Origin of the sequence: Kibdelosporangium aridum, assembly GCF_900176515.1 — a bacterium.
Classification (GTDB): domain Bacteria; phylum Actinomycetota; class Actinomycetes; order Mycobacteriales; family Pseudonocardiaceae; genus Kibdelosporangium; species Kibdelosporangium aridum.
In genome coordinates, this window is the sequence record NZ_FWXV01000006.1 from 35,621 (window position 1) to 59,723 (window position 24,103).

Sequence of the window (24,103 nt, forward strand, 5' to 3'; positions counted from 1 at the left end):
GAGCACTCGGTGACCTTCTGGGGTCCGGACTTCGAGGTTCTGGCCGCGGCCGATCCGGACATCGCCGACGTCCTCCTGCGCGAAGTCGACCGGCTGCGTGCCGGCCTGCAGCTGATCGCCAGCGAGAACCTGGCGAGCCCGGCTGTGCTCGCTGCCACGGGGTCCGCGTTGACCAACAAGTACGCCGAGGGATATCCGGGCCACCGCTATTACGGCGGCTGCGAACAGGTCGACCGGGCCGAGCAACTCGGTATCGATCGGGCGAAAGCTCTTTTCGGCGCCGAGCACGCCAACCTGCAGCCGTATTCCGGTGCCACCGCGAATCTGGCTGTGTACACCGCATTCTGTGAACCGGGCGACGTCGTTCTGGCTATGTCCCTTCCGCACGGCGGGCATCTGACCCACGGCTCGAAGGCGAATTTCTCCGGCCAGTGGTTCCAGCCGGTTTCCTACGGCGTGCGCAAGGACACTGAGCTCATCGACTACGACCAGGTCAGGGATCTGGCGCTGACGCACCGCCCCAAGATGATCATCGCGGGGGCGACCGCGTACCCTAGGCTCATCGATTTCGTCGCGTTCCGGGAGATCGCCGACGAGGTCGACGCGGTGCTCGTGGTCGACGCGGCGCATTTCATCGGTCTGGTCGCCGGCAAGGTGATTCCGTCCCCGGTGCCGTACGCGGATGTCGTCACATTCAGCACGCACAAAGTCCTTCGCGGCCCGCGCGGCGGCATGATCCTCTGCAAAGGGGAACACGCCGAAGCGATTGACAAGGCTGTGTCCCCGGCGATTCAGGGCGGCCCGCTGATGCATGTGGTCGCGGCCAAGGCGGTCGCGCTCAAAGAGGCTTCGACGCCTGCGTACCAGGCATACGCCACGCAGGTCGTCACGAACGCGGCTGCCTTGACCAAAGGCCTTGAGGCAGAAGGGATGCGGCCGGTCTCCGGCGGTACGGACACCCACCTCGCCCTGCTGGACCTGCAGCAGAAGGTCACTGGCGCGCAAGCCGAACAACGCTGTGCCCAAGCCAGGATCATGGTGAACAAGAAGGCGATTCCCTTTGACCCCAGCCCGCCCATGGTCGCGTCCGGCATCCGCGTCGGCACGTCTTGCGTCACAACGCAAGGGATGGTCGAGTCCGACATGGCCGAGATCGCTCGGCTGATCGGTCGCGCGGTGCGCGCCGACGACGACACCGAACTGCAGTCCATCGCCACGGATGTCGAGCGCCTGGTCGCCGACCGGCCGGCATACCCACGGAGCTGACCGTGCCGAGTCCCGCCATCGTCCAGGGCCTGCCGATCCGCGAATACCTGCTGGTCGGCCTGATCAGCCTGACCTTGACGTTCCTGCTGACCGGCCCGGTCAGGCTGCTGGCGTTCAAGATCGGCGCGGTCGCCGTGCCGCGCACGCGTGACGTGCACACCCAGCCGATCCCGCGGCTCGGCGGGCTGGCGATGTACCTCGGCATCTGCGGCGGCATGCTGCTGGCACACCAGCTTCCTTTGCTGCGCAGGGCATTCGACTATTCCCTCGATCCGATCGGGGTGCTCATCGGCGGCGGCGTGATCATGCTGATCGGCATGCTCGACGACCGCTTCGAACTCGACGCGCTGACGAAGTTCGCCGGGCAGACCATGTCCGCGGGCATCATCGTGCTGTTCGGCATCCAGTGGGTGCTGGTCTGGGTGCCGTGGGGCGGCAACGACACCGGCCCGAGCGGGTCGCTGGTCGTGCTGGACATGAACCAGGGCGGACTGCTCACGGTCCTGCTCGCGCTGGTGCTGATCAACGCGATGAACTTCATCGACGGCCTCGACGGCCTGGCCGCGGGCATCGGCGTGATCGCATCGTTGGCAACTTGTACGTTCTCGTTCCACTTGCTGTCACAGACCGGCAATGACGTGGTCAACTACGCGCCAGCTCTGCTGTCGATCACGTTGGCGGGCGCGTGCCTCGGTTTCCTGCCGCACAACTTCCAGCCCGCCCGCCTGTTCATGGGCGACTCCGGGTCGATGCTGATCGGCCTCACGCTGGCCGCGGCCAGCACGTCCGCTGCGGGCAAGCGACTGCCCGCCGAGCAGGGCCCGTCGAACACGATCGCGGTGCTGTCCCCGCTGATCGTCGTGGCCGCGGTGCTGTTCGTGCCGCTGCTGGACCTGCTGATGGCGGTGGTCCGCCGGACCAGGCGCGGGCTCAGCCCGTTCCACGCCGACAAGATGCACCTGCACCACCGGCTGCTGGAGATCGGCCACTCGCAGCGCCGGGCCGTTCTGCTGATCTACTTGTGGGCCGCCGTGCTGGCGTTCGGCGCGGTCTCACTGAGCCTGTTCGACGGGCTCGTCGTGGTCTGGGGGATGGCGATCGGCCTACTGGTCGCGTTGCTCGTTTCGGCGATACCTAGACTCAGGTCGCGATGAGTGAGAACAGCGAGAGCTTCGAGGTCCCCAAGCAGCCCGAATCCCACCGGGAGATCGTGCAGACGCTGGCCGTGGCTATGTTCCGCGGCGCCATCTGGTGGACGGTCGGCACGGTGGCGATCGCTGTCGTGCTGGCCGGGGTGCTGGTCGGGTGGAACGGTGTCTTCGGTGCACTGGTCGGCGGCGCGGTCGGCATCCTGTCGTCACTGGCCACGCTTGTCCTGATGCGGCAGACCGCCGGGATCAAGCCGCACATGCTGCTGCTGGCCGTGCTCGGTGGGTTCATCGTCAAGATGCTGATCTTGCTGGTCGCCATGACGCTGCTCGGCGGGATCGAGGCGCTGCACCGCAACTCGCTGGCGTTCACCCTGCTCGCGACCATCGTGGTGACCGCTACGGCCGAGGTGTTCGCCTTCCAGCGAACCAAGGTCCCTACAATCATCCCGGCGAGCAAAGAGGGCTAAGTAGTACGCCCGTCCGGTTGGGTCTCAGCCGGTTGATAGTGTTCGCCCGAAGGGGCAGTGACGCCCGGTAGTGCGCCGGGCAGCCCCGCTTTCGAGTGCTTGCAGTACGTCAGGTACGTTACGTCCTGATCGTGACGATTCCCCCGGTGGTGTGACACACGGCCGGCCGGGAGAACCGGAAGGAGCCCCCGTTGGGCATGCCGTGGCTGGCGCAGGAGGCAAAGTTCGAGCCGCCTGGCGTCGGAGATTTCTTCCTGCCGCCGATCTTCGGCAGCGTCACCAAGCCGATGGTGCTTGTCGTGCTGTCGGTCATCATCATCGCCGCGTTCTTCCTGCTCGCGTCACGCAACATGAAGATCGTGCCGAGCAAGTTCCAGTTCGCGGCGGAAAGCATCTACGACTTCAGCCGCAACGGCATCACGCGCGAGCAGATCGGTGCCAAGGACTTCCGGCCGTACGTGCCGCTGATCCTGACGCTGTTCACGTTCACGCTGGTGAACAACATCTTCGGCATCATCCCGATCATTCAGTTCCCGACGTTCTCGCACATCGGCTTCCCGCTGGCACTGTCGGTCCTGGTGGTCTATCCGGTCTACCACATCTCGGGTATCCGCAGGCACGGCCTCGGTGGGTACCTCAAGAACCAGCTCTTCCCTCCGGGCATTCCGAAGCCGATCTACCTGCTGCTGACGCCGATCGAGATCTTCACCAAGTTCTTCATGAACCCGATCACCCTGGCGATCCGGGTGTTCGCGGCGATGTTCGCCGGGCACCTGATCCTGCTGGTGTTCACCATGGGTGGCGAGTTCTTGTTGCTCGAGGCGAGCGCATGGCTGAAGCCCGCGTCCATCATCGCCTGGGCGTTCGCCATCGCGATGACGTTCCTCGAGGCGTTCGTCCAGGTCATCCAGGCGTACATCTTCGCGTTGTTGTCCGCTGGATACATCGGAGCCGCACTGGCCGCAGACCACTGACCGGCTGTTCCGGTCCAGTGACAAGTTCCCGGATCCGCGCCATCGCGGACCGAACTCGAAAGGGAAAATCGAAGTGAGCAACGCCATCATGCTTGCGCAGGAAGCCACGACCAACATCAACCCCGGTCTGGCGATGATCGGTTACGGCCTCGGTGCCATCGGCCCGGGTATCGGTGTGGGTGTCATCTTCGCCGCCGTCATCAACGGCACCGCCCGTCAGCCGGAGGCCGAGGGCAAGCTGCGTGGTCTGGCCTTCCAGACGTTCATCCTGACTGAGGTGCTCGCCCTGATCGGTCTGGTTCTGTACTTCATCGCGTCGACCGCCTGATTCATCTCGACGTCAGATCTAGGGAGTTGTCGTGCTGAAACAGTTGACGGTGCTTGCGGCTGAGGGTGAACCGAGCCCGGTCCTGCCGCACACGTCCGAGATCATCCTCGGACTGGTGGCGTTCCTGTTGCTGCTTGGCATCCTCTGGAAGTTCGCCGTCCCCCGGTTCGAGAAGCTCTACACCGAGCGGACCGAGAAGATCGAGGGCGGCATCCAGAAGGCCGAGCAGATGCAGGCTCAGGCCGAGGAGAACCTGCAGAAGTACAAGGACCTGCTCGCCGACGCCAACGCAGCGGCCGCGCGGATTCGTGACGACGCCCGGATCGAGGCCGAGCAGATCCGCGAGGAACTGCGGGTTCAGGCCCAGGAAGAAGCGGCACGGATCGTGGCGCAGGGCCGCAACCAGCTCGAGGCCCAGCGGGCCCAGATCGTCGCCGAACTGCGTGCCGACCTCGGCCGCACCGCCGTCGAGCTGGCCAGCAAGATCGTCGGTGAGTCCCTTGAGGACGAAGCCCGCCGTCGCGGCACCGTCGACCGGTTCCTCGAGGAGCTTGACTCCGTGTCGGCACCCGCGAAGAGGTAGGGGACGGCCAAGATGACGCTGCTGCACGCCGCGAGCCGGGAAGCGCTCGCGGCCGCCGAGCTGAAGCTGCTCGACGTCGACGATTTCGCCACGGTCGGCGACGAGCTGTTCGCCGTGGTCGGCCTGCTCACCCGGGAACCCGGGCTGCGCAGGGCGCTGGCGGACTCGTCGGCCGAGACAGAGCGGCGGACCGCGCTGGTCCGCCAACTGTTCTCCAGCAAGCTCTCCACGGCGACGGTCGACTTGCTCGACTCCGTGATCTCCTCGCGCTGGTCCAACCCGCGTGAGCTGGTCGACGGCATCGAGTCGCTCGCCCGCACCGCGCTGCTGGTCGGCGCCGAGCGCGCGGGCAAGCTCGACACGGTCGAGGACGAACTGTTCCGGCTCGGCCGGATCGTCGCGGGCGACGGTGAGCTCGAGCGGCTGCTGTCCGACCCGGCCGCGCCGGTGGCGGGCAAGCTCGAGCTGGTCCGGTCGCTGATCGCGGCGAAGGTCGACCCGGTCACCGACAAGCTGACCGAGGCGTTGGTGGCCTATCCGCGTGGCCGCAGGGCTGTCGAAGGCCTTGAAGAGCTGGCCGACCTGGCCGCCAAGCGCCGGGAGCGTTCGGTCGCGCACGTCACCTCGGTGGTGCCGCTGACCGAAGCGCAGCAGGACCGGCTGGCGGCGACTCTGCAGCGCATCTACTCGCGGCCGATCGCGCTGCACATCGAGGTGGACTCCGACCTGCTCGGTGGGCTGGTCATCCGCGTCGGTGACGAAGTGATCGACGGCAGCGCAGCGGGTCGCCTTGACGACCTGCGACGCCGGCTGGCCGGCTGAGCTGAAACCTGCTGGCACCCAAGCATTGAAGTAACGAAAGCGAGAGCGGGAAGACATGGCGGAGCTGACGATCTCGTCGGACGAGATCCGCAGTGCGATCGAGAACTACGTCTCCGGTTACACGCCGGACGTGACGAAGGAAGAGGTCGGCACCGTCACCGCGACCGGTGACGGCGTGGCCTACGTCGAGGGCCTGCCCTCGGCGATGGCCAACGAGCTGGTCGAGTTCCCCGGCGGCGTGCTCGGTGTCGCACAGAACCTGGACGTGCGCGAAATCGGTGTCACGATCCTCGGTAACTACGAGACCATCGAGGAAGGCCAGGAGGTCAAGCGGACCGGCCGGATCCTTTCGGTGCCGGTCGGCGACGGCTTCCTCGGTCGCGTCATCGACCCGCTCGGCCAGCCGCTGGACGGCCTCGGTGACATCGTCGCCGACGACCAGCGCGTGCTGGAACTGCAGGCCGCGACGGTGGTCCAGCGCCAGCCGGTGAAGGAGCCGCTGGAGACCGGCATCAAGGCGATCGACGCCATGACGCCGATCGGCCGTGGCCAGCGCCAGCTGATCATCGGTGACCGCAAGACCGGTAAGACCACGGTCTGCGTCGACACGATCATCAACCAGAAGAAGGCCTGGGAGACCGGCGACCCGAAGCAGCAGGTGCGCTGCATCTACGTCGCCATCGGTCAGAAGGGCTCCACGATCGCGGCGGTCAAGAAGACCCTCGAGGACCACGGCGCGATGGAGTACACCACCATCGTGGCCGCCCCGGCCTCGGACTCCGCGGGCTTCAAGTGGATCGCCCCCTACACCGGCTCGGCCCTTGGCCAGCACTGGATGTACGGCGGCAAGCACGTCCTGATCGTGTTCGACGACCTGACCAAGCAGGCCGAGGCCTACCGTGCGCTGTCGCTGCTGCTGCGCCGCCCGCCGGGCCGCGAGGCCTACCCGGGTGACGTCTTCTACTTGCACTCCCGTCTGCTGGAGCGCTGCGCGAAGCTGTCCGACGAGCTGGGCGCGGGTTCGATGACCGGTCTGCCGATCATCGAGACCAAGGCCGGCGACATCTCCGCGTACATCCCGACCAACGTCATCTCGATCACCGACGGCCAGTGCTTCCTGCAGGCTGACCTGTTCAACCAGGGCCAGCGCCCCGCCATCGCGGTGGGTGTGTCGGTGTCTCGAGTCGGTGGTGCCGCCCAGATCAAGGCGATGCGCAAGGTCTCCGGTTCGCTGCGTATCGACCTCTCGCAGCACACCGAGCTGGCCGCGTTCGCCGCGTTCGCCTCCGACCTGGACGCCACCTCGAAGGCCCAGCTGGAGCGCGGTGACCGGCTGTACCAGGTGCTGCGCCAGGGTGCGTACTCGCCGGTCGCGATCGACGAGCAGGTTGTCTCGATCTTCGCTGGTACCCGTGGTTTCCTCGACTCGGTGCCGACCGACGACATCCGCCGGTTCGAGCGCGAGTTGCTGGACAACATCCGGCGTAACCACGCGGGTATCCTCCAGGAGATCCGCGACACCAAGGACCTGTCCGACGAGCTGATCGAGCGCCTGTCCGAGGCGATCAACAAGTTCAAGGAGCAGTTCACGGCGGCTGACGGATCGTCGGTCGTCGACACCCCGGCGGACGCGCTGGAGGCCGACAAGGTCGGGCAGGAGTCGGTGAAGGTGCACCGTCCCGCCCCGAAGAAGTGATCGGGTAGCCACATGGCCGCACAGCTTCGCGAACTACGCCAACGGATCCGCTCCACCCAGGGCCTTGCCAAGATCTTCAAGGCCCAGGAGGTCATCGCGACCACGCGGATCAGCCGGGCGCAGGCACGAGTGGAGGCCTCCCGGCCGTACGCGCAGGAGATCACGAACGTGCTCTCCGCGCTGGCCGGGGCGGCGTCCAACTTGGATCACCCGTTGCTGACCGAGCGCGAGAACCCCAAGCGGGCGGGCGTGCTCATCGTGACGAGTGACCGTGGCCTGTGCGGCGGCTACAACGCCAACGTGCTGCGCGCCGCGGAGGAGCTCGTCTCGTTGCTCCGCTCCCAGGGCAAGCAGCCGGTGCTGTACCTGATCGGCCGCAAGGCCGTCTCGTTCTACACGTTCCGCAACCGCGAGTTCGTCGAGTCGTGGACCGGGTTCTCCGAGACGCCGCGGTACGAGAACGCGCAGACCGCAGGTGAACTGCTGGTCAAGGCCTTCATGTCGGGAGTCGACGACGAGGGTGACGGCCCGGGCGCTGACGGCGTGCTCGGTGTGGACGAGCTGCACATCGTCTACACGGAGTTCCGCTCGATGCTCTCCCAGGTGCCGATCGTCAAGCGGATGGCTCCGCTCGAGGTCGAGTTCTCCGAGGAGAAGCCGGAGACCATCCCGCCGAGCTACGAGTTCGAGCCGGGCGCGGACCAGCTGCTCGCAGCGCTGCTGCCGAAGTACATCAACACCAGGATCTTCTCCGCACTGCTCGACTCGGCGGCGTCGGAGTCCGCGGCTCGTCGCACCGCGATGAAGTCCGCGACGGACAACGCGAAGGATCTCGTGCTCACTCTCTCGCGTGAGGCGAACCAGGCGCGCCAGGCCCAGATCACCCAGGAGATCAGCGAGATCGTCGGTGGCGCCAACGCGCTCGCCGCTGCCGCAGGAAGTGATGACTAAGCGATGACTGCCACTCAAGAAGCAACTGCCACCGGTCGTATCGTCCGCGTGACCGGCCCGGTCGTCGACGTCGAGTTCCCTCGCGACGCGGTGCCCGAGCTGTTCAACGCCCTCAAGGTCGACATCGAGTTCGAGCAGCTGAAGAAGACCGTGACCCTGGAGGTCGCCGCGCACCTGGGTGACAACCTGGTCCGTTGCATCTCGATGCAGCCGCAGGACGGCCTGGTGCGTGGTACCCCGGTGCGCGACACCGGCCAGGCCATCGCCGTGCCGGTCGGCGACATCGTCAAGGGCCACGTGTTCAACGCCCTGGGCGACTGCCTGGACGACCCGGGCTACGCCAAGGACGCCGAACGCTGGACCATCCACCGCAAGCCGCCGGCCTTCGACCAGCTCGAGGGCCGCACGGACGTGCTGGAGACCGGCCTGAAGGTGATCGACCTGCTCACCCCGTACGTGCAGGGTGGCAAGATCGGCCTGTTCGGTGGTGCCGGTGTGGGCAAGACGGTGCTGATCAAGGAAATGATCACCCGTGTTGCCAAGAACTTCGGTGGTACCTCGGTGTTCGCCGGTGTCGGTGAGCGCACCCGTGAAGGCAACGACCTGATCCTCGAGCTGAGCGAGGACGGCACCATCAACGACACGGCGCTCGTGTTCGGTCAGATGGACGAGCCGCCCGGCACGCGTATGCGCGTGGCGCTGTCGGCACTGACCATGGCGGAGTACTTCCGCGATGTGCAGAACCAGGACGTGCTGCTGTTCATCGACAACATCTTCCGGTTCACCCAGGCCGGTTCCGAGGTGTCGACCCTGCTGGGTCGGATGCCGTCGGCCGTGGGTTACCAGCCGACGCTGGCCGACGAGATGGGTGAGCTGCAGGAGCGCATCACCTCGACCCGTGGTCGTTCGATCACCTCGATGCAGGCGATCTACGTGCCCGCCGACGACTACACCGACCCGGCGCCGGCAACCACGTTCGCCCACCTGGACGCCACGACGGAGCTGTCGCGTTCGGTGTTCCAGAAGGGCATCTTCCCGGCCGTGGACCCGTTGGCGTCGTCGTCGACGATCCTCGACCCGAACATCGTGGGCGACGAGCACTACCGCGTGGCCCAGGAAGTGAAGCGAATCCTGCAGAAGTACCGCGAACTGCAGGACATCATCGCCATCCTCGGCATGGACGAACTGTCCGAAGAGGACAAGCTGACGGTGAACCGGGCCCGGCGCATCGAGCGCTTCCTGTCGCAGAACATGCTGGTCGCCGAGGTGTTCACCGGTCAGCCCGGTTCGACCGTGCCGATCAAGGAGACCGTCGAGGCGTTCGACAAGATCGCCAAGGGCGACTTCGACCACGTTCCGGAGCAGGCCTTCCTCGGTATCGGTGGCCTCGAGGACCTGGAGAAGCGCACCAAGGAGCTGACCGGCAAGTAAGCCAGTCATCGAAATACGCCACAAGGGCCGCCCTTTTTCCTGGGCGGCCCTTGTGGCGTCTTCGACGGGCATTCGGCTTACTACTTTTGGCTGTTATGGCTAGTCCACCCCGCGACAAGAATGCCTGTGAACGCGTTCTCTCAGGAGGGGTGAATTGGAACGGTCCCTGTTACGGTCCAGACCCGCTAGAAGTCTGACCGCTGTCGCGATCGCCGGGCTGGCGGTCGCACTCATGCCGGTGCTGGGCACGACGGCACCCGCGGCACCGAACAACCCGTGGACCAAAGCAGATCCGGGTTTGACGGCCGCAAGGTCGGCGAAGCAGGCCGACATCAGGACATCCAAGTTCGCGGGGTTCACCCTCGACCGGTCGTTGATGCGGGGCGAGCTGGGGAAGGCGTCGCTGGCATCTGGGACACAGGAAGTGCTGCTGCCTACTCCCGGGGGCACGTTCCAGCGGTTCGCGCTGGAAGACACCCCGGTGATGGAAGAGGGCCTGGCGGCCGCGCATCCGGAGATCAAGACTTACGCAGGCCGCGGCATCGACGACCCGACCGCTTCGGTTCGTGCCGATCTGACGCCACTGGGGTTCCACGCTTCGGTTCGTTCCGAGAGCGGCTCGTGGTTCATCGACCCTTATTTCAAGGGCGACTATTCGAGCGATGACAGCCTTTACGCCAGTTACTACGGCCACGACTTGCAGAACCCGGCTGGCCCGCTGCAGGACAAGGCGTTGCTGGGCAAGGCGCCGGAAATCAAGGAGCTGGCTTCCAAGGACACCGTGAAGCTGCGGACCTATCGGCTCGCGCTGATCACCGATCCGTCGTACGCGAACTACTTCGGCGCGGAGAACGTCACCGCGGCGAAGGTGACGCTGGTCAACCGGATCACGCACATCTACGAGGACGAGACCGCCATCCGGCTGGTGTTGATCAACGACACCGACAAGACGAACCTGAACACGCCCGCGCAGGCGACCGAGCCGAACGGCCCGTGTGGTGCGGCGCCGTGCTTCAAGCCAGAAGAGCTGCAGGGCTGCGACATCCCGACGATCTTCGCGGTCGGTCCCGCGTTGAGCCAGCTCGTGGGTGCCGACAAGTACGACGTCGGGCACATCGGCTTCGGTCTTGCCGGTGGTGGCGTCGCATGGCTCGGTGGTGTTGGTGGTCCGTACAAGGCCGTCGGCTGCACGGGCGTGCCAACGCCTGTCGGTGACTTCTTCGCCGTCGACTACGTGGCGCACGAGCTTGGCCACCAGTTCGCGGGCAACCACACGTTCAACGGGACCGTGCACAACTGCTCCGGCGGCAACCGCGAGCCGAGCACGTCGGTGGAGCCGGGCAGCGGTTCGTCGATCATGGCGTACGCGGGTATCTGCCGTCAGGACAACCTGCAGCCGCACAGCGACCCGTACTGGTCGCACCAGAGCTACACCGAGATCACGTCGTACACCACGGCGGATCTGCCCAACGTCAACGAAGTCCAGGAAGTGTCGCTGCGCGGGTTCGGCACCGGCGACTCCTTCACCCTTACGTTCCAGGGCAAGACCTCGGAGCCGATCGTGCACGGCGTGAACTACACGCCGGAGGGCGTCAAAGCCGCGGTGGAGAGCATCACCGGTGCCACGGTGACCGTCGCGGGTCTCGGCAACGATCCGGACTACCGGCCGATGCCGTTCGACGAGACCGGTTTCCAGGTCACGTTCGGCGGCGCGCTCGAGGGCAAGAACGTCGAGTCCTTGACGGTGAACGGGGTGACCGGGTTCGCCGGTGAGTCGGTGAAGGGCGGCCCGCAGAACAACAAGGGCTGGAAGATCCGCGACACCCGTAACCACCCGCCTGTGGTGAACGCGCCTGCCTCGTACACGATCCCGGCGCGGACTCCGTTCGCGTTGACCGGAACCGCGAAGGACGCTGACCGCGATGTCGTGACCTACATGTGGGAGCAGAACGACCGCGGCGCGGCGACCGGCACCGCACTGACGAACAACGTCAAGAAGGACGGCCCGCTGTTCCGCCAGTTCGGCACGTCGGCGCTGGTCAGCACCGAGGACAGCTTGAAGTACTACTCGCCGGGGCAGAACGCGGTGAACCGCAACCCCACGCGGGTCTTCCCGGACATGGACCAGATCCTGGCGAACAACACCAACGCCAAGACCGGTGCGTGCCCGCCGGTGCCGCCGCCACCGACGCCGACGACCCCAGTGCCTCAGCCGCTGGTCGACTGCTATTCGGAGTTCCTGCCCACGGCGGACTGGGTCGGCATCGGCAACGACCGGACCATGCACTTCCGCCTGACCGCACGTGACGCCAAACAAGGCGGCGGTGGGATCGGATTCGACGACACCGCGCTGACGATCGCGCCCAGCGCCGGTCCGTTCCTGGTGACGTCGCAGGGTGCTGCCGGTGCGCTGGCCGGAGGTTCGAAGCAGACGATCACGTGGGATGTGGCCGGCACCAATGCCGCGCCGGTCAACGCGAAGAACGTGAAGATCTCGCTGTCCACCGACGGCGGCAAGACCTTCCCGCACGTGCTCGCCCGCAGCACGCCGAACGACGGCAGCGAGCAGGTGCGGCTGACCGACGAGGCGACGACCAAGGCGCGGATCAAGATCGAGGCGGTCGGGAACGTCTTCTTCGACGTCAGCGACGCCGATTTCACGATCAACGCCTCGCCGCGGGTGACCAGCCCGCAGAACATCGCTGTCCAGTACAGCGACGCTCTCGCGCCGGTCACGATCACCGCCGAGGACCCGGACAGCAAGGGGGCGGCGCTGACCGCTGCCGTCACCGGCCTGCCCGAAGGGCTTTCGGTGGCTGAGGGCACGGCCGCGGACAACAAGCGGACGTGGACGATTTCCGGGACCACCAAGGCGAAAGCCGGTGACTACCCGGTCGCGTTCACGGTCACCGACGACACCGGTGTGGCGAGCACGCTCACCGTGCCGATCAAGGTGAAGCCGGAGGACGTCGAGGTCACGTACACCGGAGATTCGTTGGTGTACGGCGATTCCGTGCTGTTCCGGGCGACTGCCCGGGACAACACCGACGCCACTCCTGGCGACATCAAGACCGCGAACGTGACGTTCTCGGCCGGTGGCAAGGCCTTGTGCACCGCGACCATCGGTCTGCTTGGGACTGGTGCGTCCGACGGGTCGGGTAGCTGCGTCGGCAAGCTGCCGGCCGGCGTGACCTCTGTAACCGTTGCGGCGGGCGGGAACTACGCGGCCAGTGCGACCGCTTCAGTGGAGACACAGGCTTCGCAGAAGCGGACCGTGCTCGCCGCCGGTGTGATCACCGCGACCAAGTCGGCCGGAACGTACAAGGCCGATCATGGCACGCCGGTCAACGTCACGGCGTTGCTGGTGCACAACGACGCCAAGACGAAAGGCCTGAGCACGCTGAAGTTCCGCTCGGGTGGCCGTGAGTACGTCGCGTTCGGCAACGGCGTCGAGTCCTTCGGGGCGAAGACGTCCGGTTCGCTCGACGTGCGCACGAAGGTTCTGCTCAGCGACGTGACCAGCGGCCAGGCGATGTTCGTCGCGGCGAACGTCACGCTGCGGGTGACGCAGACCGGGCGCAACGTCTCGGTGACCCTGCTGCAGGGCGACAAACTGTTGTTCTCGTCCGACTGGACGGGCGCGAAGACGCAGGAAATCCCGCTGGCGACCGGTGGATTCCTGATCGCATAACCCATTCACCTCGTGGGTGGTCACCGCGCTGGTGACCACCCACGAGGTTTTTCAAGGAGATAGTCACTTGGCGAGATCCTCGTTACCCACACGTGGCCGCAGTCTGGCCGCGCTCGCGATCGCGGGTATGTCACTCGCGCTCTTGCCGGTGTTCGGCACGGTCGCACCGGCGGAGTCGGAAAACCCTTGGACCAAGGTCGAAGGCAATCCGGTCGCGGCTAGATCGGCGAGACAGGCCGACATCCGGACGGACAAGTTCGCCGGGTTCACCCTGGACCGCGACGCGATGCAGGCAGACCTGTCGCTCGCGCCCCGCGCGGCCACAGCGGGCAAACAAGTCCTGCTGCCGACGCCGGAAGGCACCTTCGAGCGGTTCGCACTCCTCGACGCGCCGGTGATGGAGGAGAAGCTCGCCGCAGCCCACCCGGAGATCAAGACCTACTCCGGCAGGGGAATCGACGACCCGACCGCGACCGTACGCGCAGACCTGACGCCACTGGGGTTCCACGCTTCTGTGCGGTCGAAGCGCGGTCAGTACTACGTCGACCCGTACTACCACAAGGATCAGAGCCTCTACGCCAGCTACTACGGCCACAACCTGCGTAACGACGCCGGGCCGCTGGTGGAGAACGAGGAGATCGAAGAGGTCCTGCAGGACGCCCTTCCCACGGACGCAGGCCCAATCGTCAAGCTCCGGACCTACCGCCTCGCGCTCGTCACGGATCCCTCGTACGCCAACTACTTCGGCGCCGAGAACGTGACCGCCGCGAAGGTGACGCTGGTCAACCGAGTCGCTCAGATCTACGAGGACGAGACCGCGATCCGTCTTGTCCTGATCAACGACACGGACAAGACCAACCTGAACACGCCGGCCCAGGCGACTGGTGCGAACGGTCCGTGTGGTGCGGCGCCGTGCTTCACCACGACCCAGCTCGCTGGCTGCAGCAGCACCTTGTTGAACCGCAACCAGATCGTGCTCGGCCAGCTGGTCGGCGCGGGCAACTACGACGTGGGGCACATCGGCCTCGGTCTGGACGGCGGCGGCGTCGCCGGTCTCGGCGTGGTCGGCGGCAGCGGCAAGGCCCGTGGTTGCACCGGTTTGCCGACGCCGGTCGGTGACTTCTTCGCCGTGGACTACGTGGCGCACGAGCTCGGCCACCAGTTCGCGGGCAACCACACGTTCAACGGCACCCAGGGCTCCTGCTCAGGTGCGAACCGCAGCGCCGCCAACTCCTACGAGCCGGGTAGTGGTTCGTCGATCATGGCGTACGCCGGTATCTGCGCGCAGGACAACCTGCAGCCGCACTCGGATCCGTACTGGTCGCAGCGCAGCTTCACCGAGATCTCCACGTTCATCTCGACCCCGCGGGCGGCGATCAACGAGGTGCAGAACGTCGGCCTGCGTGAGTTCGACGGCACCGACTCGTTCACCTTGTCCTACAACGGCCAGGCTTCCGCGCCGATCGTGCGTGGCACCAACTACACCGCCGCCGGGATCAAGGCCGCGATCGAGGGCATCCAGGGCTGGCCGGCGGGCGCGACCGTGACGGTGTCCGGCTTCGGCGGGTCGCTGTTCAACGACACCGGCTTCCAGGTGACCTTCCAAAGTGGACCGGTTGCCGCGGTTGACGTTCCGGCGCTCGGGTTCACCGGTACCGGAACCAGCGCGGTGGTCGGTGAGACTGTGGACGGTGGTCCGCAGGAGAACACCGGGTTCAAGGTCGAGGACACCACCAACCACGCTCCGGTCGTGACCACGGCGCCGCAGTACACGATCCCGTTGCGCACACCGTTCTCCTTGACCGGCAGCGCGACCGACGCCGACGGCGACAAGCTCACCTACCTGTGGGAGCAGAACGACCGTGGCGGCAGCGCGGGCACGGGCCTGGTGAACAACGTCAAGACGAACGGTCCGCTGTTCCGCCAGTTCGGTACCGCGGCGATCGTCAGCGACGAGGACAGCCTGAAGTACCACTCGCCCGGCCAGAACGCCGTGAACGACAACCCGACGCGCGTCTTCCCGGACATGCTGCAGGTGTCGCTGAACAACACCAACGCCGAAGCGGGTACCTGCCCGGCCGCACCGGCTCCGCCAGCGGTTGTCCCAGCCGCTGTGGTCGACTGCTACTCGGAGTTCCTGCCGACGGCGGACTGGGTTGGCTTCAACAACGACCGCACGCTGCACTTCCGTCTGACCGCTCGGGACTACCGCGCGGGTGGCGGTGGCGTCGGCAGCGCCGACACCGCTCTGGTGCTGGCGCCGAACACCGGCCCGTTCCTGGTGACCTCGCAGGGCGCCAACGTGACCTACCCGGGTGGTTCGGCGCAGGAGATCACGTGGGACGTGGCGGGCACGAACGCCGCACCGATCAACGCCACCGACGTGAAGATCTCGCTGTCCACCGACGGCGGCGTGACCTTCCCGCACGTGTTGTCTGAGCGCACGGCCAACGACGGCAGCGAGACCGTCAGCCTGCCGGATGTGGCGACCCAGAAGGCCCGGATCAAGATCGAGGCGGTCGGCAACGTCTTCTTCGACCTGAACAACGCCGACTTCACCATCCTCGGCGCGCCGAAGATCGCCAGCCCGTCTGGTGCTTCGGTGCAGTACAGCGACGCGGCCTCGTTCCCGGTGACCGCGACCGACCCGGACAGCCCGGTGGAGGGCCTGACCGCGACCGCTGCGGGCCTGCCCGCTGGTTTGTCGCTGACCCAGGCCGGACCTGGCTCATGGACCGTCTCGGGGACGGCCACGGCCGCACCCGGTGACTACCAGGTGTCCGTCTCGGTGACGGATCAGACTGGTGTCGTTGGGAAGTCCGCGTTCGCGATCAAGGTCGCACCCGAGGACGCCGCTGTGACCTACACCGGAGACTCCATGGTGGACGGCGGAACCGTGCAGTTGCGCGCGACCGTCCAGGACAACACGGACGCCACGCCCGGCGATGTCCTAAGTGGAACGTTGACGTTCACCGCAGGCGACCAGACACTCTGCACGGCCGCTTTGGCCCTGCTGGGCACTGGCCCCACGGATGCTTCCGGCAACTGCACGGCCACCTTGCCGGCCGGTGTGCACGAGGTGACAGCTTCGGTCGGTGGCAACTACACGGGAAAAGCACCTGGGCGGGTTGAGGTCACCAACTCGCAGAACCGTCTGGTGATCGGTGACGGCTCGGTGCCGCTGAGCAAGGCCTACGGCGCCGACAACGGGTCCAAAGCGGACTTCACACTGGCGGTGGCGCACTTCAAAGGGCAGTCCTCCGGGGCAAGCCTGGTGACGTTCACCTCCGGCGGCAAGAAGTACCAGATCCGCAGCATCCGCGTCGACTCGTTCGGCTCGAACGCCACGGGTGCGATCGACATGCGCAGCCGCGCCGACCTGGTCGACGTGACGGACCACTGGCGGCCGAAGACCGTGGCCACCGGCCTGACCCTGCGGGTGACCGGCAAGGTCAAGGACGGCCTGGCGTTCACGCTCATCGACGGCTCGAAGCTGGTCTTCTCCACCGCGTGGACCGGTGCGTCGACCGCCGTGACCAAGCTGGCCCGCGGCTCCCTCGTGGTGCTGTAAGCCCTGTTCAAGGAAGGCCCCCGGTCCGCCGGGGGCCTTTCTCATGCCAGCAGGTCGCGCAATGCCTTGATCACCTCGGCCGGGGACTCCTCGGCCATGAAGTGCCCGGAGTTGACGGTGATGTGGGTGAGCTCAGGCGCCCACTTCTGCCAGCGGGCCTTCGCGTCGTAGCTCAGCGCGGCACCCCAGTCCTGCTGCATGACCGTGACCGGCATCTTCAGCGTCTTGCCCAGGTCCTGTGTGTCGTGCTCGATGTCCACTGTGGCTGTTGCCCGGTAGTCCGCGACGATGGATTCGACCGCGTCCCTGGAGGCTTTGAGGTAGGCCTCGCGGATGTCCTCCGGGAACGGGCTGTTGGACCACGCGTCGAGGAAGTAGCCGAAGAACGCGTCCGGTGCCGCGTTGATCATCTGCTCGGGCAGGCCGGGTGGCTGGGCCATCAGGTACAGGTGGAAGCCGACGGCCGCGTTGGCGCCGTGCAGCACGTCCCACATGTCCAGCGTGGGCAGGATGTCGAGCATGGCCAGGTGGGTGACGGTGTCCGGGTGGTCGAGACCGGCCCGGAAGGCGACGTGTGCCCCGCGGTCGTGTCCGGCCAGAGCGAACTTCTCGAAGCCAAGGTGGCGGGCGACCTCGACGATGTCCTGAGCCATCGTGCGCTTGTCGTAGCCGGTCTTGGGCTTGTCGCTGTCGCCGTATCCGCGCAGGTCAGGGCAGATGACGGTGTGGTCGGCGGCCAGGTCGGCGGCGACGTGCCGCCACATCAGGTGGGTCTGTGGGAAGCCGTGCAGCAGGACGATCGGGCTGCCGGAGCCCTGGACCGCCACGTTCAACTCGACGCCTTCGGCGACTGGAATCTTCATGGCACCAGCGTGCGCGCGGTCAATCAGCAGCGGATCAGCGTCCGCTGAGTACAGTGCTGAGTGATGGGTTCCTCGGTGTGGTTCGGCGTGCTGGGTCCGCTGGTGGCGTCGGACTCCGCGGGCCCGATCGACCTCAAAGGACCCCGGCACCGCGCCGTGCTCGCTCGTCTGCTCGTCGCCAGAGGCCGGGTTGTGCCGGTCGACATGCTGGTCAACGACCTGTGGGACGACCCGCCGGACGGTGCCGTCGGCGCCATCCAGACTTTTGTGGCCGCGTTGCGCAAGGCACTGGAGCCGGATCGCCCGCCACGCACCCCGGCCCAGTTGCTCGTCACGTCCGGTCCCGGTTACGCCCTGCGCGCGGAATCGGTGGACGCGTGGGACTTCGAGGCCGCACTCGGTGGTTCGTTGTCTGATTTGGACTCCGCGCTCGCGTTGTGGCGTGGGCCCGCCTATGCCGAGTTCACGGACCAGCCGTGGGCCAGAGCCGAGATAGCCCGCCTGGATGAGCTCCGCCTGCTGGCGATAGAACGGCGAGCCGAGGCCTTGCTGGGGCTCGGCCGTGCCGCTGAGGCTGTGCCTGAACTCCAGGCCCATGTGGACGGACATCCGTGGCGCGAGGATGCGTGGCGGCTGTTGGCTTTGGCGCAGTATCGCGCGGGGCGGCAGGGCGATGCGTTGGAATCTCTGCGGAGAGCCCGCCAGGTGCTGTCCGCGGAGTTGGGAGTCGACCCTGGCCCGGCGTTGCGACAGCTGGAAGCTGACGTTCTCGCTCAGGCGCCTGAGCTGACGCCTGCTGATGTGCCGGTGCTGGTTGGGCGTTCGCATGAGATGGAGCAGTTGAGCGACGCCGCGGCTGAGGTGCTGCGCACCGGGCGGCTGGGGCTGGCGTTGATCAGCGGGGAAGCCGGTGCCGGGAAAACCGCACTGGCGTCGGCTTTTCAGGCCCGCCTCGGCTGGCCCAGCCGGTGGAGCAGCAACCTCGAAGACGCGCCCGCAGGCTGGTTCCTCGATCCCATCGAGGTCACGGACCCGTCGACAGCACGTTTCCAGCGCTACCAAGCGGCGCGGACGCAGTTGGCTTCGGCCGGACGGCTGTTGATCGTGCTGGACGATCTGCATTGGGCCGACGAGGAAACGCTGTCCCTGGTGGCTTCGGTGGTCGCCGACCCGGTTGACGCACCGGTGCTGCTGGTGGGGACATATCGGACAACCGATGCGCCCACGGCGTTTCTCGGCCGTGTCGCACGATCCGAACCGACTCGCGTCTACCTCAGTGGACTGTCCATGTCGGACATTCCGGCAGTCGTACATTCGGCTGTCGGCTTGGATGTGGATGACGACACAGCGTCGGTGATTCACCGGCGCAGTGGCGGGAACCCGTTCTTCGTCAGGGAACTCGCGCGATTGGTCGCGGCAGGCAGTGATCTCTCGGCAGTGCCCGCCGGTGTTCGGGACGTCGTGAAGTACCGGCTGTCCCGCTTGCCCGCCGAGGTCCAGTCGGTTCTTCGCACCGCCTCGGTTGTCGGCGAGTCGTTCACCCTCGACGTGGCCGGCTCGCTGGATGCCGTGGAAGTCGCCGTACAGCACGGGTTTCTGGTCGAGGTCGCGGCTCAGGAGTTCCGGTTCTCGCACGCCTTGGTCCGTGACACGCTCTACCAGGACCTTTCGCAGACCCGCCGGGCTCATTTGCACCTCGCGGTCGGCTCGGCCCTTGAACGGGTCCGGCCCGATGACGTTGCCGCCTTGGCACACCACTTTTCACTGGCCTCGGACCCGCGAGCGGCTGGATATGCGCGTGCGGCTGCTTCTTTGGCCGAGGCGCGTTTCGACTTCGGTGAGGCCGCTCGCCTGTGGCGCATCGCTCTTGCCAGTGCCTCGGCGGATCGGCTTGAGCTGATCATGGGCTTGGTCCGTGCCTTGTCGTTCACCGGATCGCTCGGGCAGGCCCGGGAACTTCGGGCTTCGGCGCTCGACTTGCTCGGCCCGGTCGACGATCCAGAGTTGGCCGCGCGGGTGATCGCGTCTTTCGACGTACCCGCGATCTGGACAACGCCGGACGATCCCGCCTTGGCAGCTCGCGTTGTCGCTGTGACTGAGCGAGTTCTGCCTTCGGTGACGTCTGCTTCCCGTAGCCGTCTGCTGGCCACGATCGCCATGGAACTACGCAGCTCAGGCGGTCATCGCGCGGTTGCAGCGGCGTCGGAGGCCGTGGCGATCGCTCGGACCCTGGACGATCCCGCGGTGTTGGCGTTCGCCCTGAACGCCCAGTTCATGCAGTCCTTCTCCCGGGCAGGGCTTGCCCCGCAGCGAGTGCGCATCGGTACTGAGCTCGTCGATGTGGCTTCACGGAATTCGCTGGTGACGTTCGAGGTCCTCGGCCACATGATCCTGATGCAGGCACACTCGGCGCTTGCTGCGTTCGCCGAAGCGGACACCCATGCCGCCGAGGTCACCCGGCTGGGGCGTGACTATCAGTTGCCACTGGCCGAGGTCTTCGTTCAGTGGTATCGGGCGCTTCGCACTTCGGTGGCCGGCGGAGATGCCGCGCCTTTGTACCGCGCGGCTTTCCTGGCAGGCACCGAGATGCCTGGCCTCGGTGACGGCATCCTGTCGTTCGCCTTGCTGTGTCATCAGCTCCGCAACGGGCTGCCCGTGTCCCGTGACCTGGACTTCGGCGTCTACGAGCCTTGGTGCCGACCTGGCGGCGTGATTCCGCCTTCACCACACGACCTGCTGTTCGAGGCCCGGACTTGCCTGCACGCGATCGCCGCTGTCGAAAGAGGCGATCGTGAGTCGATGGCCGAGCTCTACGACGTGCTGCTGCCAGCTGCTGGGGAGCTCGCCGGGGCCGGAAGCGGGCTGCTCACGCTGAAGCCGGTCGCGTACTACCTCGGCGGACTGGCTCGAGGCCTGGGACGTCACCGCGAGGCTGCTCAGCACGACAAGCAAGCTGCTGCGTTGGCTACACCGTGATCACTGTGCCGTCGAAGGGCGCTTGCGCTCCCGCGGCCAGGACCTCTTTGTATTCCTTCGACTCCGGGTCGAGGATCGGGTTGGTGTTGTTGAGATGCGTGTAGATCCAGCGCTTGCCTGGGTGCCGGGCGATCTGGGCGAGGCTACCCTCCGGACCGGCGATCGGGATGTGGCCCATCGCCCGTTGCGCGCCTGATCCCACGCCTTTGTTCGTGGCGCCCGACATCTCGTCGGGCGAGTAGAACGTGCCGTCCAGGATCACGCAGGACGCGTCCGCGATCAGCTCGTCGAAGCCCTCGGGCCATGTCTTCAAGCACGGCGCGTACACCACGGCTCCGCCGGACGGATCCGAGATCTTGTACGCGACCACCCACGGACCATCCACTGTGGACTGGACGTACTTGGGCTTCTTGTCGCTGATCGGGAAGACCGTGACGGTCAACCCGTCGATCTCGAAATTCCCGGCGGCTGGCCGCCAGTTCCATGCGCCATAACGAGAGACGATTTCCTGCAACGGAAAATCCGTGCGCAAGGCGTGCAAGACAGCAGCAGGAGCCCACACCGAAAGGCCTGCGCCCTCACGCAGCATGGTCAGGCCAAGGGAGTGGTCGAGTTCCGCGTCTGTCAGCAACGCGCCACGCAAAGGCGTGTCGCGCGGGCCTGGACCTGCGGCCAACGCGGGCGTCGAAAGGATCTGCGTGCGGATGTCCGGCGAGGCGTTGACCAGGTACCAGCCGGTGCCGTCCGCACTGATCGCGATGCAGTCCTGGGTCCGGGCAGGCAGACCCGCCTCACACATCCGGCAGGCGCAGTTCCACTGCGGGAATCCGCCGCCCGCGGCCGTTCCCAGCAGCAGAACCTTCAACTGGAGACCACCTTGATCGTGTTCTTGCGCATCACGAGCTCCGGCGGCTCGGATGGCGTGCCGGCCAGGATCGTATCGATCACGCCACGGTCCGGGGACTTCGAGCAGACCGGGTCCGTCGCGCCCGCGTCACCGGTCAGCAGGAACGCCTGGCAGCGGCAGCCGCCGAAGTCGATGCCCTTGCGTGAACAGCTGCGGCACGGGTCGGGCATCCAGTGGTCGCCGCGATAGGCGTTGAACGACTCCGAGCGGTACCAGATTTCTTCCAGCGACTGGGAACGGACGTTGTCCAGCTTCAACGTGGTGATCGACGACGCCGCCGGGCAGGGGAGCACGTCACCGTTCGGTGCCACTGTCAGCTGCCGCGAACCCCAGCCGTACATACAGGGTTTGGGATACGGCTCGTAGTAATCCGCGACCACGTAGACGATCTGCATGGTGTCGCGCAGTCGTTCGATTGCCGCGCGCACGATCGGCTCCGCCTCGGCGAGCTGTTCGGCCGTTGGCATCAGGGCGGACCGGTTGCGCAGGCCCCAGCCGTAGTACTGCGTGTTCGCCAGTTCCAGGCGGTCCGCGCCCATTTCTTCGGCCAGCGCGATCAGGTCCGCGACCTGGTGGTGGTTTGCGCGATGCAGGACCACGTTCACGGTCAGCGGCATGTCGAGTTTCTTCACCGCGCGCGCCGCGGCGAGTTTGTGGGCATGGGCTTTGACGCCGGCGATTCGGTTGGCCATCTCGGCGTCGGCGCCTTGCACGGACAGCTGGACGTGGGCCAAACCGCGGTCGACCAAGTCGGTCAGCCGTTCCTCGGTCAGGCCGAGCCCGCTGGTCACCAGGTTCACATAACATCCGAGGTCTGATGCTCGCTCGACCAGAACCGGCAAATCGGGGCGTGCCAACGGTTCCCCGCCGGACATATGCACCTGCAGCACACCGAGCTCGCGCGCCTGGTCGATCACCGACAGCCATTCGTCCGTCGACAGCTCGTTTTCCCTGGTCACCAGCTCGATCGGGTTGGAGCAGTACGGGCAGTGCAGCGGGCATCGATGGGTCAGCTCGGCGAGCATGCCCAAGGGCGGCTGCGCGATCACTTCCACTCGACAACCCGCCGTTCTTCCAACCGTTTCAGCACGTTCTGTACGTCGTCGGCCCGGACACCGTCGTAATTCTTGCCCAGCTCAGCGGTGATCTGCGCGACCGTGGCGGTCCCGTCGCAGAGCTTGAGCACCGCGGCCGCGGTCTGGTTGGGCACCAGAACACCTTCAGGGAACAGCAGAACGTGCGTTTCACGGGTCTTGTCGTACGTGAGCCGAACGCCACGGCGGAGCCGCGGCGCGGAGTCCAGCCCGATCATCGTCATCGGCTACTCCTTCTTCGCGGCCTGCTCGATGGCGTCCAACATGGACCATAGGACGTTGCACTTGAAGGACAACGCCGCGATGGCTTTCTCTTGCTCAGCACGGGTTTTGCAGTACTCGACCACGATGTCCACAGTGGCCTGTCCTTCGCCGGAGACCACGTCGATCCGGTTGGTGAAGTACGCGAGGTCCTCCCGGCGGATCCATGCGTAGTTCGACAGCATGTCGGTGACGCGCTGGCGCATCAGGTGACCGGAGAACATCTCGGTCAGACCGGACGCGACCGCCTCGACCCATGGCTTGGTGCGTGCGAACGTCACGTACGCGTCGACGGCGAACCGGACACCGGGTGCGACGTGTCGCTCATCAAGAACTTCTTCCCTGGTAAGGCCGACTGCCTCGCACAGTCGCAACCACCGCTCGCGGCCGCCTTCGCCTTCCGCTGTGCCGTCGTGGTACACGATCCTGGCCAGCCAGTCGCGGCGGATCCGCGGAACGGGGCAGTTGCTGATGATCGCCGCGTCCTTCTGCGGCAACATGCATTGGTAGTACCACCGGTTCGCAGCCCACGTGCGCAGCTCGAATTCCGAGAGGCTGCCGTCGTGCAGTCTGCGGTGGAACGGATGTGTTCCCCAGTAACGGTGGGAAAGGCCACGCAACTGGCCGACGAACTCGTCGGCAGGCAGCAGAGTGTTCGAAGTGGACGGTGAGATCGACACAGTCGACTCCTCCATGCAGGGAAACGGAGAGGTGGCGAGGGCCGTGGTAGGGCTTCGGCCCTCGCGCAACGGATGTGCCTCAGTCGTCCATCCGGGCCGCGTAGGCCGTGACCTCCATCGGCGTTTCGTATTCGACGAAGTCCGGAGTGGTCCAGACCTCGCGCTCCGTGTTTTCGATCATCTCTGCACTCCTCGGATCAGTGACGGTCCTGGTGGATCGTCCTGGCAAAGGACCTGTGTCGAGCATCACGACTGTAGGAGCTGAATGGTTTAGAAAGCTAGCCCCCTATGTTTTCTGTGGCGCGCGGACACTCCGATCCCTGTCAACGGGACATCATCTGTCTACCTTGTTACCGATTGTGACGACAATGGTCGGAGGTCTGGGCCCTTG

19 protein-coding genes are annotated in these 24,103 nt (G+C 66.1%); 13 read left to right on the forward strand and 6 right to left on the reverse strand.

All coding sequences use genetic code 11. The features are described from left to right. Positions 1 to 9 precede the first annotated feature (9 nt). The 12 genes from B9C43_RS30770 (at position 10) to B9C43_RS30825 (ending at position 16,931) form a co-directional block, all read left to right on the forward strand. Entirely contained in the window at positions 10 to 1,266 is a 1,257-nt protein-coding gene (locus B9C43_RS30770) for a serine hydroxymethyltransferase (RefSeq protein WP_327223582.1), read from the forward strand. Continuing rightward, a complete protein-coding gene (locus B9C43_RS30775; RefSeq protein WP_084430768.1) occupies positions 1,263 to 2,420 on the forward strand; it encodes a glycosyltransferase family 4 protein in 1,158 nt (385 codons plus the stop codon). The genes B9C43_RS30770 and B9C43_RS30775 overlap by 4 nt, the downstream gene beginning before the upstream one ends. After that, positions 2,417 to 2,884, forward strand: a complete 468-nt coding sequence (locus B9C43_RS56920) for a Cg1360 family ATP-synthase-associated protein (RefSeq protein ID WP_084430439.1) — start codon at positions 2,417 to 2,419, stop codon at positions 2,882 to 2,884. The genes B9C43_RS30775 and B9C43_RS56920 overlap by 4 nt, the downstream gene beginning before the upstream one ends. Positions 2,885 to 3,075: 191 nt before the next feature. Then, the gene (gene atpB / locus B9C43_RS30785; protein WP_143446719.1) at positions 3,076 to 3,858 is read left to right on the forward strand and encodes a F0F1 ATP synthase subunit A; all 783 of its coding nucleotides are present in this window, start codon (positions 3,076 to 3,078) and stop codon (positions 3,856 to 3,858) included. Between the two features lie 88 nt (positions 3,859 to 3,946). Next, a complete protein-coding gene (locus B9C43_RS30790; RefSeq protein WP_407657139.1) occupies positions 3,947 to 4,186 on the forward strand; it encodes an ATP synthase subunit c family protein in 240 nt (79 codons plus the stop codon). Positions 4,187 to 4,220: 34 nt separating this feature from the next. Continuing rightward, on the forward strand, positions 4,221 to 4,769 hold the full coding sequence (locus B9C43_RS30795; RefSeq protein ID WP_407657140.1) for a F0F1 ATP synthase subunit B: 549 nt from the start codon (positions 4,221 to 4,223) through the stop codon (positions 4,767 to 4,769). 12 nt (positions 4,770 to 4,781) lie between these two features. Beyond that, the gene (locus tag B9C43_RS30800; RefSeq protein WP_033381760.1) at positions 4,782 to 5,591 is read left to right on the forward strand and encodes a F0F1 ATP synthase subunit delta; all 810 of its coding nucleotides are present in this window, start codon (positions 4,782 to 4,784) and stop codon (positions 5,589 to 5,591) included. Positions 5,592 to 5,646: 55 nt separating this feature from the next. Then, positions 5,647 to 7,287, forward strand: coding sequence for a F0F1 ATP synthase subunit alpha (gene atpA, locus B9C43_RS30805; protein WP_033381761.1), 1,641 nt, complete (start codon positions 5,647 to 5,649; stop codon positions 7,285 to 7,287). Between the two features lie 12 nt (positions 7,288 to 7,299). Next, positions 7,300 to 8,238, forward strand: a complete 939-nt coding sequence (locus B9C43_RS30810) for a F0F1 ATP synthase subunit gamma (protein WP_033381762.1) — start codon at positions 7,300 to 7,302, stop codon at positions 8,236 to 8,238. 3 nt (positions 8,239 to 8,241) lie between these two features. After that, positions 8,242 to 9,669: a F0F1 ATP synthase subunit beta gene (gene atpD / locus B9C43_RS30815; protein ID WP_033381763.1), complete on the forward strand. Its 1,428-nt coding sequence runs from the start codon at positions 8,242 to 8,244 to the stop codon at positions 9,667 to 9,669. A 154-nt stretch (positions 9,670 to 9,823) separates the two neighbouring features. Then, entirely contained in the window at positions 9,824 to 13,360 is a 3,537-nt protein-coding gene (locus tag B9C43_RS30820; RefSeq protein ID WP_200825770.1) for a reprolysin-like metallopeptidase, read from the forward strand. A gap of 67 nt (positions 13,361 to 13,427) precedes the next feature. Next, the gene (locus B9C43_RS30825; protein ID WP_200825771.1) at positions 13,428 to 16,931 is read left to right on the forward strand and encodes a M12 family metallo-peptidase; all 3,504 of its coding nucleotides are present in this window, start codon (positions 13,428 to 13,430) and stop codon (positions 16,929 to 16,931) included. Between the two features lie 41 nt (positions 16,932 to 16,972). Here B9C43_RS30825 and B9C43_RS30830 read toward each other — a convergent pair whose 3' ends face one another. Then, positions 16,973 to 17,794 (reverse strand): alpha/beta fold hydrolase, encoded by an 822-nt coding sequence (locus B9C43_RS30830; protein ID WP_084430444.1) that lies wholly within the window; start codon positions 17,792 to 17,794, stop codon positions 16,973 to 16,975. A 63-nt stretch (positions 17,795 to 17,857) separates the two neighbouring features. Between B9C43_RS30830 and B9C43_RS30835 the strand changes: the two genes are divergently transcribed. Beyond that, entirely contained in the window at positions 17,858 to 20,770 is a 2,913-nt protein-coding gene (locus B9C43_RS30835) for an ATP-binding protein (RefSeq protein WP_084430445.1), read from the forward strand. On the opposite strand, the gene pqqB is transcribed toward B9C43_RS30835, so the two are convergent. From pqqB to pqqA, 5 genes are all read right to left on the reverse strand, one after another. Next, entirely contained in the window at positions 20,760 to 21,635 is an 876-nt protein-coding gene (gene pqqB, locus B9C43_RS30840; protein WP_033381766.1) for a pyrroloquinoline quinone biosynthesis protein PqqB, read from the reverse strand. The genes B9C43_RS30835 and pqqB overlap by 11 nt on opposite strands. Further along, entirely contained in the window at positions 21,632 to 22,726 is a 1,095-nt protein-coding gene (gene pqqE / locus B9C43_RS30845; RefSeq protein WP_143446771.1) for a pyrroloquinoline quinone biosynthesis protein PqqE, read from the reverse strand. Before pqqE ends, pqqB begins: the two co-directional genes overlap by 4 nt. Continuing rightward, the gene (gene pqqD, locus B9C43_RS30850; protein ID WP_084430770.1) at positions 22,723 to 22,989 is read right to left on the reverse strand and encodes a pyrroloquinoline quinone biosynthesis peptide chaperone PqqD; all 267 of its coding nucleotides are present in this window, start codon (positions 22,987 to 22,989) and stop codon (positions 22,723 to 22,725) included. The genes pqqE and pqqD overlap by 4 nt, the downstream gene beginning before the upstream one ends. A 9-nt stretch (positions 22,990 to 22,998) precedes the next feature. Beyond that, the gene (gene pqqC / locus B9C43_RS30855) at positions 22,999 to 23,712 is read right to left on the reverse strand and encodes a pyrroloquinoline-quinone synthase PqqC (protein WP_235038945.1); all 714 of its coding nucleotides are present in this window, start codon (positions 23,710 to 23,712) and stop codon (positions 22,999 to 23,001) included. Positions 23,713 to 23,791: 79 nt separating this feature from the next. After that, a complete protein-coding gene (gene pqqA, locus B9C43_RS30860; RefSeq protein ID WP_033381771.1) occupies positions 23,792 to 23,893 on the reverse strand; it encodes a pyrroloquinoline quinone precursor peptide PqqA in 102 nt (33 codons plus the stop codon). Positions 23,894 to 24,103: the final 210 nt, after the last annotated feature.

Bases quoted from the DNA above. Each gene is read 5' to 3' on its own strand.
- B9C43_RS30790 (WP_407657139.1), top strand. From the start codon at position 3,947: ATGCTTGCGCAGGAAGCCACGACCAACATCAACCCCGGTCTGGCGATG.
- pqqD (WP_084430770.1), bottom strand. From the start codon at position 22,989: ATGATCGGGCTGGACTCCGCGCCGCGGCTCCGCCGTGGCGTTCGGCTC.
- B9C43_RS30835 (WP_084430445.1), top strand. From the start codon at position 17,858: ATGGGTTCCTCGGTGTGGTTCGGCGTGCTGGGTCCGCTGGTGGCGTCG.
- B9C43_RS30810 (WP_033381762.1), top strand. From the start codon at position 7,300: ATGGCCGCACAGCTTCGCGAACTACGCCAACGGATCCGCTCCACCCAG.
- atpA (WP_033381761.1), top strand. From the start codon at position 5,647: ATGGCGGAGCTGACGATCTCGTCGGACGAGATCCGCAGTGCGATCGAG.
- atpD (WP_033381763.1), top strand. From the start codon at position 8,242: ATGACTGCCACTCAAGAAGCAACTGCCACCGGTCGTATCGTCCGCGTG.
- pqqA (WP_033381771.1), bottom strand. From the start codon at position 23,893: ATGATCGAAAACACGGAGCGCGAGGTCTGGACCACTCCGGACTTCGTC.
- B9C43_RS56920 (WP_084430439.1), top strand. From the start codon at position 2,417: ATGAGTGAGAACAGCGAGAGCTTCGAGGTCCCCAAGCAGCCCGAATCC.
- B9C43_RS30800 (WP_033381760.1), top strand. From the start codon at position 4,782: ATGACGCTGCTGCACGCCGCGAGCCGGGAAGCGCTCGCGGCCGCCGAG.
- B9C43_RS30830 (WP_084430444.1), bottom strand. From the start codon at position 17,794: ATGAAGATTCCAGTCGCCGAAGGCGTCGAGTTGAACGTGGCGGTCCAG.